This is a genomic window from Sporosarcina sp. P12(2017) (assembly GCF_002743035.1).
In the GTDB taxonomy this organism is placed as follows: Bacteria; Bacillota; Bacilli; order Bacillales_A; family Planococcaceae; genus Sporosarcina; species Sporosarcina ureae.
In genome coordinates this window covers 1-13,378 of the sequence record NZ_PDYL01000022.1, presented here as the reverse complement: position 1 = coordinate 13,378, position 13,378 = coordinate 1, and the positions used below count along the sequence as shown (strand labels likewise).

At 40.8% G+C, this 13,378-nt stretch carries 12 protein-coding genes; 6 read left to right on the top strand and 6 right to left on the bottom strand.

Going from position 1 to position 13,378, the window contains the following annotated elements; all coding sequences use genetic code 11:
- Window positions 1-31: 31 nt before the first annotated feature.
- The 5 genes from CSV80_RS15385 to argC form a co-directional block, all read right to left on the bottom strand.
- Complete coding sequence (locus CSV80_RS15385; RefSeq protein ID WP_099671499.1) at window positions 32-1,573, bottom strand: NlpC/P60 family protein; 1,542 nt, start codon at window positions 1,571-1,573, stop codon at window positions 32-34.
- Between the two features lie 203 nt (window positions 1,574-1,776).
- Window positions 1,777-2,907 carry an acetylornithine transaminase gene (locus tag CSV80_RS15380; RefSeq protein ID WP_099671498.1) on the bottom strand — a complete coding sequence of 377 codons (1,131 nt, stop codon included), beginning with the start codon at window positions 2,905-2,907 and terminating at the stop codon, window positions 1,777-1,779.
- Window positions 2,904-3,683, bottom strand: a complete 780-nt coding sequence (gene argB, locus CSV80_RS15375; RefSeq protein ID WP_099671497.1) for an acetylglutamate kinase — start codon at window positions 3,681-3,683, stop codon at window positions 2,904-2,906. Before argB ends, CSV80_RS15380 begins: the two co-directional genes overlap by 4 nt.
- Complete coding sequence (argJ, locus tag CSV80_RS15370; RefSeq protein WP_099671496.1) at window positions 3,646-4,869, bottom strand: bifunctional glutamate N-acetyltransferase/amino-acid acetyltransferase ArgJ; 1,224 nt, start codon at window positions 4,867-4,869, stop codon at window positions 3,646-3,648. The genes argB and argJ overlap by 38 nt, the downstream gene beginning before the upstream one ends.
- Window positions 4,870-4,910: 41 nt before the next feature.
- Window positions 4,911-5,966, bottom strand: coding sequence for an N-acetyl-gamma-glutamyl-phosphate reductase (gene argC, locus CSV80_RS15365; RefSeq protein WP_099671495.1), 1,056 nt, complete (start codon window positions 5,964-5,966; stop codon window positions 4,911-4,913).
- A gap of 179 nt (window positions 5,967-6,145) precedes the next feature.
- Between argC and CSV80_RS15360 the strand changes: the two genes are divergently transcribed.
- Window positions 6,146-6,925 carry an enoyl-ACP reductase FabI gene (locus CSV80_RS15360; RefSeq protein WP_029055160.1) on the top strand — a complete coding sequence of 260 codons (780 nt, stop codon included), beginning with the start codon at window positions 6,146-6,148 and terminating at the stop codon, window positions 6,923-6,925.
- Between the two features lie 111 nt (window positions 6,926-7,036).
- A complete protein-coding gene (gene brnQ / locus CSV80_RS15355) occupies window positions 7,037-8,356 on the top strand; it encodes a branched-chain amino acid transport system II carrier protein (protein WP_099671494.1) in 1,320 nt (439 codons plus the stop codon).
- A 108-nt stretch (window positions 8,357-8,464) separates the two neighbouring features.
- Here brnQ and argH read toward each other — a convergent pair whose 3' ends face one another.
- Window positions 8,465-9,787 carry an argininosuccinate lyase gene (argH, locus tag CSV80_RS15350; RefSeq protein ID WP_099671493.1) on the bottom strand — a complete coding sequence of 441 codons (1,323 nt, stop codon included), beginning with the start codon at window positions 9,785-9,787 and terminating at the stop codon, window positions 8,465-8,467.
- 309 nt (window positions 9,788-10,096) lie between these two features.
- Here argH and CSV80_RS15345 point away from each other — a divergent pair, with 309 nt between their 5' ends.
- From CSV80_RS15345 to CSV80_RS15330, 4 genes are all read left to right on the top strand, one after another.
- Window positions 10,097-11,029 carry a cation diffusion facilitator family transporter gene (locus tag CSV80_RS15345; protein ID WP_099671492.1) on the top strand — a complete coding sequence of 311 codons (933 nt, stop codon included), beginning with the start codon at window positions 10,097-10,099 and terminating at the stop codon, window positions 11,027-11,029.
- A gap of 5 nt (window positions 11,030-11,034) precedes the next feature.
- A complete protein-coding gene (locus tag CSV80_RS15340; RefSeq protein WP_099671491.1) occupies window positions 11,035-11,487 on the top strand; it encodes a hypothetical protein in 453 nt (150 codons plus the stop codon).
- The gene (locus CSV80_RS15335) at window positions 11,487-12,422 is read left to right on the top strand and encodes a TRM11 family SAM-dependent methyltransferase (RefSeq protein ID WP_099671490.1); all 936 of its coding nucleotides are present in this window, start codon (window positions 11,487-11,489) and stop codon (window positions 12,420-12,422) included. The genes CSV80_RS15340 and CSV80_RS15335 overlap by 1 nt, the downstream gene beginning before the upstream one ends.
- A gap of 254 nt (window positions 12,423-12,676) precedes the next feature.
- Entirely contained in the window at window positions 12,677-12,880 is a 204-nt protein-coding gene (locus CSV80_RS15330; RefSeq protein WP_029055155.1) for a hypothetical protein, read from the top strand.
- The last annotated feature ends 498 nt before the right edge of the window (window positions 12,881-13,378 follow it).

The following is a 13,378-nucleotide window of genomic DNA, read 5'->3' as shown; positions in this document are numbered from 1 at the left end:
TTTCGTCAAAAAAAGTAAATAGATATTCTCCTCATTTTATATATCTTCTAGCCGAAACATACTCTGACTTATACGGTTCCACGGTCATTGGAATGACCTCTACAGTACGCTTAGGATTTGGTGCATGAATCATTTGACCGTTTCCTGCATACATCCCGACATGGTGGATGATACCTTTACCTTTGTTATAAGCAAAGAACATTAAGTCTCCAGGTTGCAAATCCTTCTTCTGCACCAACTTTCCATTTAATGCTTGTACAGATGCATCACGCGGGATATCAATACCATGCTGACGATAGACTGAGTAAGTGAATCCTGAGCAATCCAGGCCAAATCCTGAAGTACCTGCCCATAGATACGTTAACCCGTCAAAGAGCTTGGCTGTTTCCATGATTTGCTGTGTTGTCGGCTTTGGCATGACGCCATCTGCTTCAACTACCTTCACTGCAGTTTTGTCAATATACTTTATCCCGTCTGCAGGTGTTTGGACAGCGAGCTTGTTATCCACAACATGAACTATTGGCAACGTCGTATTGAAGCTGATGGAACGGAAAGATTGCTTGCCACTTTCATCCATCGTAAGTGAAGCTGACTTCTTTGTCACCATAGCCGTGTCGCATGTTGCATAGTTAGGATATACGGTCGTTAAATGATTCTTCAACATCCATCCAGGATAACCTGCAGCATTTTTAGGTGAGCTTTGATCAACTACTGCCACTTGCACCCAGTCCCCTTTTGTTTGTAGAACTTTTACCGTTTGACCATATAGTGCTTGCGTTTCTAATTTACCTACTAGCCATTGTTTTTCACGTAAACTCATCGCAGCAACCCACTTCGTAATATCAGGCGATTTGTTTGTGGCATAAGCATCTACTGTTCGCGACTTTCCTGGCTCTTTCCAGAGTGTCGTCACAGGAACATTTACTGTTTGCACTGGTGTATTATTCGGCTTAAAACACGCTGATTGTTCTCTGAAGTCAGGCTCAAGAATTCGTGCAAGAAATACTGCAAAGTGTCCACGGGTTAACGTTTGATTCGGTTTGAACGTATTATCCAAATAGCCTGTCGTAATCGCATTTACAGATAACTTTTGTATGTCCGATAAACCCCAATATGTTGCAGGCACATCACGGAATCGATACGTAGATTTACCCGTCAGATCGAATGCGCGAACGAATACCGCAGCCATTTGCCCACGTTTTAGATTACCATACGGTTGAAATTCATTTTTCTCGTTGCCCATGAAAATACCTTCATCAACCATTGCAGCGATGAGTGCGTAGTGGGAATGAGACAGCTTTACGTCAGACAGCTTTGCATCAGGTCTATTCTCCACAGGAATTTTTAGTGCGCGTTGGATCATCCCTGAGGCTTCGAGGCGTGTGATCGGTTCGTTTACACGATATTTGGTATTTGGTTTTTCTATGATGATTTCTTTTTCAACTAAATATTGTATTTCATCAGCTGCCGAGTGCTGGGGACGTACATCTTGAAAGACGCTCGCAAGCGAGGTGGTTGGGATTGCATATAGGACCAGCATTATCGTTAGCGCTAGTGCGCATATCTTTTTCAAGTCTAGTACACTTCCATTCTCTTAAGTTGTTTTGCCTTAACTATACCTGAGGAATAATTCTTTGTATAGAAAGAATTCCAAAAAGTGTAACTGTACTTGACTTATAGCCATGCAAAAAAGATCTCCCTTGAAGTGTTATAACTTCGAGGAGATCTTTTGTTTACTGAATAGCAGTTCGCAGACTACTTTAATTCAATTTGTGATTACGTTAATATGTTCTTTAAAATCGCTACCGCTTGATCGATTTCTTCTTTTGAAACTGTCAGCGGTGGTAATAGACGGATGACATTCGTTCCAGCAGGTACAAGGAGTAATCCTTGTTTTTCGGCCGCTTGGATGAATGGGGCGATTTCTTTATTTGAATGAATTCCAACTAATAAGCCCTGACCCCGAATCGAGTATTTATCATTTGGTAGTTCTGATTGGAGTTGTTTCTTCAGGTACGTAGACTTTTCTTGAACATCCTGTAAGAAGGCAGGATCAAACACATGATGAACTACTGTTTGGGCAACTGCGATGGCTAATGGATTTCCGCCAAACGTTGTACCATGTGCGCCAGGTCCGAAAGTATCGAACAGCTCTTCACCAGCAAGCAATGCGCCAATCGGGAAACCGCCACCAAGACCTTTAGCAAGTGAGACAATATCAGGTTTTAATGCAGTTTGCTCGTAGGCATAGCGAGTTCCTGTACGTCCAATTCCTGTCTGAACTTCATCGATAATGAGGAGAATATTATGTTCATTACAGGCAGCCATAACCGCTTCAGCAAAAGCCGGTTCGATAGAGTTAACCCCACCTTCTGCTTGGATGACTTCTAGCATGATGGCAGCCACGCTATCGTTAGTTGCTTGTTTCAAAGACTCGACATCATTAAATGGCAATGCTTCAAAACTTTGAAGCATCGGGCCAAATCCTTGTTGGATTTTATCTTGACCCGTAGCAGCCATTGCGCCAAAAGTCCGCCCATGGAATGACTGTTTGAACGATAAGATATGATGCTTGCCTGTATGTTTACGTGCTAGTTTAATCGCCGCTTCATTTGCTTCAGCTCCACTGTTACAAAATAACGCATATGACAGATCTGTATTTTTCGTTAATGATTCAGCAAGTTTTTCCTGTTCTGGACTTTCAAATAAATTGGAAACATGCCATAACTTTTCGCTTTGTTCTTGCAAAGCTTTAACAATTGCAGGATGAGCATGTCCTAAACTGACGACTGCGATGCCGCTAGTAAAGTCTAAATAATCCTTCCCTTTATCGTCTGTCACTACGGTACCCTGTCCTTTTACGAGATGTACCGCACGTCTTGCATAGTTATTGAATAAATACGTCACGCGATTGCCTCCTCCTTGGTAATGACCGTGCCTTTTAATTTCTGACAGACGATCTGTACAGATGGAATACCCGCTTCTAGACAATCTATTGCCGCCATTACTTTCGGAATCATTCCTCCGTAGATATCTTCTGATTTAATCCAGCCATAAATAGCTTGCGGTACCACTTCTGTCTGGGGCTGATCTTGGATCCGGATTCCTGATGTATCTGTCACCAATAATAAACTTTCCGCTCCGACTGCTAATGCAATTTGACTCGCGACTGTATCCGCGTTGACATTCAATGGATCACCAGTAGCAGTTGTACCGATACAAGAGATAACAGGAATAACTCCTGCATCCGATAGTGCATCCAAAACTTCTGTTTTAACTGTTTTAATTTCTCCCACATAACCATAGGTTTCAAAATCAAGTACATCACATGTAAATAAGTTCGCATCGAATCCACTTAATCCAACCGCCTTGATTCCTTCGTGATTGAAACGATGAACGAGCGCTGGATTCACTTGGCCAATCATGATTAACTGAACGATATCGATTGCTTCAGCAGACGTAACACGGAACCCATTGACAACAGTCGAAGCGACACCACGATTTTCAAGTTCTTGATTAATGTTTGGTCCCCCACCATGAACAATAATTACTTGAACACCATCTTGCTGTAATTTCTTCACACCCTGGAAAAAACTATCGCTTAATTCGTCTAGCATACTGCCGCCTAGTTTAATAACTTGTCTTTTACGTGCGGTATGTTGCGTTAATTTGGACGTAGTCATAAGTAAGATCGCACCCCCATGCCATTCCTTGCCCAGCTCCCTGGTTTAACTCTATTGCAAATTTCACTTCATGCTGTTTAAGGTAAATTAACAATTTCTCTTCTGAAAACGGAATAGGTTCTCCGCCTTCTACTACTACAGTGTCACCGATATAGATTTTAATATCTTCGGGATCTATTGTGGCTCCGCTATATCCAACTGCCGCAATAATTCTTCCCCAGTTCGCGTCACAGCCAAATACTGCCGTCTTGACAAGCGGTGAGCCGACAACAGATTTTGCGATTTGACGCGCTTGTTCATTCGAAACTGCACCTGTAACTTTCGCTTCAATCAATTTGGTAGCACCTTCTCCATCTTTGGCGATCATTTTTGCCAAATCACGTGATACGGCATGCAATGCATCGATGAAAGATTGCCATTCGGGATGATCCGGAGTTAGTGAGTGGTTACCCGCTAGCCCGTTTGCCATGACGAGAACCATGTCATTTGTTGACGTATCACCGTCTACCGTAATGGAGTTGAAAGTTACATCTGTAATTTCTTTTAGTGCTGTTTGTAAATGCTCAGATTCAATATTGGCGTCGGTTGTGATGAAGCCAAGCATCGTCGCCATATTTGGTTCGATCATTCCTGAACCTTTTGCAACACCCGCTACTACCACTTCACGATCATCGATCACCGTTGCATAAGCAGTATTTTTCGTTACGGTATCTGTTGTTAAAATTGCTTGTGAAAATTGAATGGAACCTTCCAATGTGTCCATCGGTTGAAGCTTTTCAATACCTGATAGTAAAGGAACCATATTCATTTGTTCACCAATCACACCTGTTGAAGCAATCCCTACAAGATCGGAATCAATACCTAAGTGTTCTGCGGTTTTTTGTTGCATAGTTATTGCGTCTTGCATGCCTTGCTTTCCTGTACATGCATTCGCGTTACCGGAGTTAATAACGACCGCTTGCATTTTCTGTGTCTCATTGACAACTTTTTTTGTGACTTGAAGTGGAGCTGCCTGGATTACATTCGTTGTGAAGACACCCGCAACACTCGCTGGCACTTCGCTGACTAATAGAGCTAAATCATTTTTCTTATGTTTTAGCCCACAGTGAATGCCGACTGCCTTGAATCCTTTTGGTGAGATAATATTTTTACGCGAGATGCGCTTCATACTTTCGATAGTTTCCATAGTAGTGCTCCCCCTCTAGTTCTCGTTTCCACATTCATTGTTTAAATCCATAATGGAATGATATCGATTCCTGTTTTTTCATTTAGATCATATTGGATATTCATATTTTGTATAGCTTGTCCAGCGGCGCCTTTCACCACATTATCAATGACTGCTATAATCGTTGCCTGATTCGTTCGGGGATCTACCTTGACATGGATATCACAATAGTTGGAGCCATATACCTGTTTCGTACTGACCTTTTGTACGTCTGTCATAATGCGAACGAACGGACTATCTTTATAGGTTTCTTGCAAGCAATTTATAAGCTGTTCTTCCGTTACTTGCCCATTCACTTTCGCATAGCTCGTTGTCATGATACCTCTCGTCATAGGAACAAGATGTGTAGTGAACATAATTGGATCCGGCTGATCGGCAAATGTATTCATTGCCTGTTCAATTTCCGGTATATGCTGATGTTGATGAATCTTGTATATAGAGAAGTTTTCATTTGTTTCACTGAAATGAGTCGCCTGGCTCGGTTTATTACCTGCACCGGATATACCACTTTTTGCATCGATGATCAATTGGCTACCGTCAATTAGTTTGTTTTTTAGTAACGGAAGTAAAGAAAGAAGTACCGCTGTCGGGTAACACCCTGGATTCGCAATTACTTCTGCATCGGCAATATCCTCTTTATTCCATTCGGGAAGTCCGTATACACTTTTCTCCAAATGTTCAATTGGCGGTGCTTCCTTTTGATACCAGTGCTCAAAAGTCGCTTGATCTTTCAATCTAAAATCTCCTGATAAGTCAATCAATTTAGCACCCGCTCCGACCAATGGAGGAAGTAACTTAGTTGTAACGCCTGCTGGTGTACTGAAAAACACTGTGTCCAGCTTACTAATATGTTCAGGTTCTATAGCCTTCATCGGCTGATCGTGAATATTCACGAGATGCGGATATTTTTGAGAAAAGATCGTCCCTACTTCTGACGATGTGAATAAATCAATTTGTTCAATTTCCGGATGGTTTTGTAGCAACCGTATCAATTCTAGGCCACCATATCCAGACGCTCCTACGATTCCAACCTTCAACGCCATCACCTCTTTATTCATTAATGACAAGTATACGTATGTATAATTATAAAGTCAACTGTATTTTTATTTATTAACAGTTAACTTATAAATTCTCTTTCCTTTCTTAATAGAAAATCTATAACTTCTTCTTCGCTATATGTTATTATTATGGAGTGTATAATATGATCAAATGAATAAGAAACTTTCAGGAGGCTATTATGGTAGATTTATTAAAATTATCCGGTAAAAATATTGTGATTATGGGTGTGGCAAATGAACGTAGTATTGGTTGGGGAGTTGCAAAAGCATTATTCTCAGTTGGTGCGAATGTTATTTTCACCTACCGTAAAGATCGCTCACGTGATAAATTAGAAAAAGCGTTAGCTAAAAACGAATTCACAGCCAAACAAATTGTTCAATGTGATGTGAATAGTGACGAAAGCATCGAACAGGCTTTCAAAACGATTGGCGAAGAAGTTGGTGTTATTCATGGAGTAGTCCATTCCATCGCATTTGCACATCAACAAGACTTGCATAATCCATTCGTCGAAACGACTCGTGAAGGATATGCATTCGCACAAGATTCAAGTGCCTATTCACTGGTAGCAGCAGCACGTGAAGCCCGTCATTATATGACAGAAGGCGGAGCGATCATTACGATGAGTTATTTAGGAGCAGAACGAGTTCTTGAAGGCTATAACGTAATGGGTGTTGCAAAAGCTGCTCTTGAAGCTTCTGTACGCTACTTGGCATCGGAGCTAGGTGAACAAAATATTCGCGTCAATGCAATCTCTGCTGGAGCAGTTCGTACATTATCCGCAAAAGGCGTTCCTTCTTTTAATACTATCCTCAGTCAAATTGAGGAGCGTGCGCCACTAAAACGTAACGTCAAACCTGAAGAGGTTTCAGATATGACAGTGGCAATGTTAAGTAATTTATCGAGTGGCGTGACAGGTGAAGTCATCTATGTAGATGCCGGCTACCATATTATGGGGTAATCTTCTGAAGGATTCTCTTAGGAGAATCCTTTTTTATGAGCTCTTTTCACTAACACACAACTAATTATCTAAATACATACACTTTTCAAAGTATTTCAGGAGGAATTCCAAATGAATCAATTTACAAAATTTGATACGTTCAAATTAGGGTTGACGATGTTCGCTCTCTTTTTCGGTGCAGGAAATATGATTTTCCCACCGCTACTGGGTCAACTAGCAGGAACACAAACATGGATTACGCTAGTTGGTTTTTTAATAACAGGAGTAGGTCTTCCCTATCTCGGCGTAATTGCAGTTACTATGAGTGGTAGCCAACTAAGTGATTTAGCGAGAAAAGCATCTCCTTTGTTTGCCATGATTTTTCCATTAGTTATATATTTAGCGCTTGGACCGTTCTTCGGTGTTCCGCGTACAGCGACTGTTTCATACGAAATTGCCGTTTCACCATTTGTACCGGAGTCGTACTCTAGGTTAGCACTGGCGCTCTTTTCCATTGTGTTTTTTACAGTGACGATTTGGCTCTCATTTAAGCCAAATAAAATAGTCGATCGATTCGGAAGTATTTTAACTCCCATATTGCTAGCTATCGTAACGCTTATCGTCGTGACTGGTATTATCAAACCAGTCGGTGAAGCGGGCGCGCCGCAAGGATCTTATGCAAAAGATTATTTTTTCAAAGGTTTTATCGAAGGGTATGGAACAATGGACGCAATGGCTGCGCTCGTCTTCGCTATCATTGTAATTAATGCCGTGAAGGCAAAGGGTATTACAGATAGAAAAGCGATTACTTCTATTACGATGAAAGCAGGATCCATTGCAGTTATCGGGTTGAGCTTTGTTTATGCTGGATTAGCCTATTTAGGGATGACGAGCCGCTCTGTAGCAGAAGGTGCCACGAATGGCGGAGATATTTTAGCAAAACTTGCATATGCTTTGATGGGTAATAACGGATTATACTTACTTGGCCTTGCAGTCACGTTAGCTTGCTTAACGACTTCGGTTGGACTGACGACTGCTAGTGCTACATATCTTTCAAAAGTCGTACCAAAGATCTCTTATAAAGCGTTTGTGTTTATTATTTGTTCGTTTTCTACGATAGTTGCGAATGTCGGTCTCACACAGTTGCTTGCAGTGACGATTCCCGTACTAGTAGGAGTATATCCGCTAGCCATTGTCTTAATAATCTTCAGATTGTTACACCCATTATTCAAAGGCTATCAAGAAGTCTACAAGTACGGTTTACTAGCAGCAGGTCTGATTGGATTCTTTGATGTGTTACGTGCATTCAATATCGATGTGGTACCGGTTACACATATATTGGAATTCCTGCCATTATATGAACAAGGTGTCGGTTGGATTTTGCCTGCTATAGTGTTTGGTGCAGTAGGTTTTATTGTCGCATCTGCCCAAGGTAAGCCCCGTGTTGAATAGTAAAAAGCCTGTGGACATTTCACAGGCTTTTTACATGCTTATGATCGTTCAGTTTTATTGAGGTAGTATTAGCCAGCGTCTATAGAAAACCTAGTTTCCTTACTAGAATTACTGTTCTTTCATCAACCCTTTATTGCCTTTTGTAATAATGGATTCGTAATCAATATATTCATAGATGTCGTCTTCGATATGATCGCTGAACTTTTTGAGTTTCCTCACTGTCAGGTCCTCAATCGCTTTGTTTTCCTGTTCACAATAAATGATGATTTTTCCAACAATTTCATGTGCATCACGGAATGGCGTACCTTTTGCAACTAAATAGTCCGCCACTTCTGTTGCATTTAAAAATCCTCCTTTAATTGCTGCTTTCATATGCTTTTCATTTACCTGTAGAGTGTCGATCATTTTAGACATGATTTCCAAGCAATCTAGAACTGTATCCAGTGCGTCGAAGAATTGTTCTTTATCTTCCTGCATGTCTTTATTATATGTTAATGGCAATCCTTTCAACGTCGTCAGTAAAGCGAATAGAGAGCCATATACACGTCCTGTTTTACCGCGAATCAGTTCTGCTGCATCCGGATTTTTCTTCTGTGGCATGATGCTGCTTCCTGTTGAATAGGCATCTGAGATGGTGATGAAACGGAACTCTTGGCTACTCCAAAGAATCAATTCTTCACTTAAACGGCTCATATGCATCATAATGAGTGAGAAGTCGGACATCAATTCTACTAAGTAGTCGCGATCGCTGACGCCGTCAAGGAAGTTATCTACCGGCCTATCGAAACCTAGCAACGCGGTCGTCACTTGACGATCAATATCATGCGTCGTACCAGCAAGCGCACCACAGCCAAGCGGATTTTCATTCAGAATCTCGGCCGCATTTTGCACACGTTTTTTATCGCGTTTGAACATTTGTGCGTATGCGCCCAAATGATGTCCGAAAGTGACGACCTGCGCGCGTTGCAAATGTGTGTAGCCTGGCATAATAACATTGTTTGCTTTTCCTTTTGCTTCAAGTGAATCAATTAAGACCTGCAACGCATCCATGATGATAGAAGTTTGATTTCTCGCATATTGTCTCATATCGACAGCTACTTGATCGTTTCGACTACGGGCTGTATGTAATTTCTTGCCTGTCTCCCCTACCCGCTCCGTCAAGTTCATTTCAATGAATGAATGAATATCTTCATAATTTCCTTCAATTTTTAGTTCGCCAGATTCAATATCTGCCAAAATTGACTGCAAGCCGTTCACTAGCAATTCACCTTCCTCCGGTGACAATAAATCCGAATGAACTTGCATCGTAACATGTGCGATACTACCTGCGATATCTTCTCTATATAAACGATAATCAACGGGTAAAGAGCTATTAAACTTCTCCATGATCTCATATGCTTTACTACTAAAACGTCCGCCCCAAAGCTTCATTATTCATCAAACCTCTCGAATTGTATTTTTATACGTGACTGCGTATAACAACTATAACTGTTACTTCCTTGCATTGTTTCTATTCTCTTATTTTGACACAATAGAAGACATTTTTCTACTGTGAGTGCCGTTGCGTTTCCTTGCATAAACTGTACATTTATGGGATAATGATTGAACTACAAATGAATGAGTGATGACAATGATGAACTTTGCACCAATCCAACAATTAAAATTATTTATGACCTCGCCCAAAATAAGCGAGGTTTTTTTGTTGTTTAAAGGCAACACTGTTAGAGGGGGGAAACTTTTATGACAACTCGTATCAATGAACACTCTACATCTTCTGTCTTAGCAATTTGGATTAGTTTAATTAGCAATATCGTACTAACCATATTAAAACTAGTCGTTGGGTTTATTTTCAGAAGTCCGGTTTTACTCGCAGATGGTTTCAACAATGCCAGTGACGTGGTCGCTTCTGCCGCTGCGTTGACATCCATGCAGATTTCGAAACGCCCCGCTGATGAAGATCATCCGTATGGGCACGGTAAAGCAGAGGTAATTGGCTCAAGTATCGTAGCAATTATTTTAGGTTTAGCTTCCATTTATATTGCTTTTGAAGCAGCGAAAGCGTTGTTCGCAGAACCAGCGACAGCCAGTAAAATTGCATTACTCACAGCAATTGTATCGTTAGTTTGGAAATACGTGCTCTATATTTATACAATACGTGTAGGAACAGCTGAAAACAGTAAAGCCTTAATTGCCACGGCTTATGACCATTTGGCTGATGTTTATGCCTCACTTGCCGCAGTGGTCGGAATTGGACTTGCATTAATAGGGGATGCCTATGATTGGCTGTTGCTCTCGTACGGTGATCCTATCGCGGGAATTATTGTATCCATTTTCGTATTTAAAATTGCGGTGGAAATCGGTAAAGATAGTATTGATATATTAATGGAAAAAAGTGTTGATGATGATCGATTAATCGCATTTGAAGAATTGATTCAATCAATTCCAGAGGTAAAACGAATTGACCGTTTGCGCGCCAGAGAACATGGCCACTATGTATTGGTCGATATTCGCATCGGAGTCGATGGAGATTTAACCGTGCAAGAAGGCCATATTATTTCAAGTAGATTACGTAATTTGATCATGGCAAAGAATGAAGACGTCGATGAAGTGTTAATTCACTTAAATCCTTGGTATCCCGAAAAACAATCCGGTATACTTACTAACGAGGAGTGAATAAAATGAGTACAGTAACAATCAAAACAATAGAAGTATGTGTAAAAGAAACAGAAGAAACCGTACGCTTTGCAGATGAGCATTTTTTACAGGAATCCATCTCTTACTTGAAATCCAATATAGCTGAATTTCTTTTTGTCGAGTCGCCTGACTTCGATGAGATCAAAGTGGATTCGCTAGCACTTGAAGTTGATGACATTTTCAAGACGTATATGGCGTTGTTTGGTTTACAAGGTAAGAAAAAAGAAGCCGAAACAATTCGCACATTTATTGAAGAAAAACTTCAGCACAACTTAAATGGCTTTAGTATTTCGTTTTCTGACAACGAAGGTTTCTGGGAATTGAATGTTCCGTTTGATTCTCTTAAAGGATTTGACGAGACGATGTCGATCCAAGATGCGTTACAACTTTTGTATGATGCACTTGTCGATTTGCATGAAGTGAGAGCAAATAACTAATGGCTTCACAATTTATATACACGTATATTCGACACCGTGATGAAAAGGAATTATGTCGAATGGAAATGCGGGCTTTTTTCGGTCATGACGTAGAAGACAACGTAATCGTAAGTGATGTTGCGGTGGATCCGTCACGAAGTCCGTTTATACAAACTCGACTCGAAGTTTTACTGGATGCAGACAGTTTAGAATTGCTGGCAGACAAAGCTTCTGAGCTGAGGATCGATCAATTATTTAAGACAATCTGCTTGAACGATATGAAGCTTGCAAGAACAGCTAAAATCGGTCATGATGATCGTCGCGAAATAGAGCGTACAATTGGATTACGTATCAAAGGCGAGCCAGAGTTGGATCACCCTGAAGTGTTTATCGGCATCATGCAATTGGATGATCACTGGTATGTTGGAAATTTACTTTACAGTTCTTCTGATTGGCATGTGCACCAACAGAAGCCACATATGTACTCCACTGCACTTGGTACACGTTTAGCCAGAGCTGCTGTCAATATCGCTGTGCCACATCCTGAAGGGAAACGCGTCATCGATCCTTGCTGTGGAATTGGAACTGTCCTTGTTGAAGCACTCTCTATGGGTATCCCTATTGAAGGTCGTGATATTAATCCTCTTGTCGTCTATGGTTCACGGAAAAATATCGACTACTTCGATTTGGAAGGCAATGTCACAATAGGTCCAATTGCTGAAGTCGACGAAGAATATGATGTAGCAATTATAGATATGCCGTATAATTTATTTACGCATATTACAGCAGAAGGCCAACTCGAGATTTTGAAAGAAGCTCGTCGTTTTGCGAAAAGCTGTTTAATTATTACGATTGAGAATATGGACGAAATGCTCGAAATTGCTGGATTTGAGATAGCCGATCGTTGTCTCGCGCGTAAAGGTACGTTTTCACGTGAAGTAGTTCTATGTAAATAATGAAAGACGAGCGAGAAGATTTCTCTCACTCGTCTTTTTTATTGTGTATTTTGGAGGAGCAACTCGTTTATTCGTAATTACATACTCCCCTGTGATTGGTCCATTGATGAATCACAAATAATTTTGTTATATATCTCATTACGAAAAGTGTGAATTTTATAAAATAGGGGAAACAACAGTAAAAGAGCATTTATCTATCACATTATTCTTTTTTATTATAGTGAGCTCTTATTCTTATAGAAGGAGTGAAGTTTATGTTTATTAGCATCATGAAGCTTTTAAGTGTTCTTTATCTATGGACATGGTTCGTATGGCCATTTGTTTTTGTTATATCGATAATTTATGCGATCAAGGAGCTGGTGAAGGAAGAGCCGGCATTTATGAAACCCGCAATCATCGCGTCGGTATCCTTACTAATTATTCTAGCGGGAATTAGCTCCCCTTCTTTGTTTTTGTGAGGGTTTCAGCGGAAGCTTGGGCGACTCCGTGAGAATCAGCGTGAGCCTTGAAACCCCGGACAGGTGCCTTAATTTCTGCAAAGTACACAGAAATACGGCAAAGCGAACCCTTCGCTGTTCGCTTGGCTCAAGCCACGCCCTCCGAAAAGCGTCCCCAGCTGGAGCTTCAATCCCATCGTAGATACTAGTTCCTGCCAGTATAAACATACTTAAATTTTAAACTAAACCATAAAAAAGAGGTTGGGACAGAACAGAAAAAACGTAAGGGGAATCCTTTACGCTTTTTTCTGTTCTTATCAGTAAATATTTTTTTAGAGTATCAGAGTGTACCGGAACGGAGAAAGGCCGACTCCTGAGGGATCAGCGTGCGTCTTGAGACCCTGAACGGAGCAAAGCGAAGGAAGCGGCTCAAGCCACCATAGCTGTCAACTTAAGAATTCACAGTAAATTTATAACCCGCATCCCATGCACTATACATGGTTTACTAGCTTGATTAAA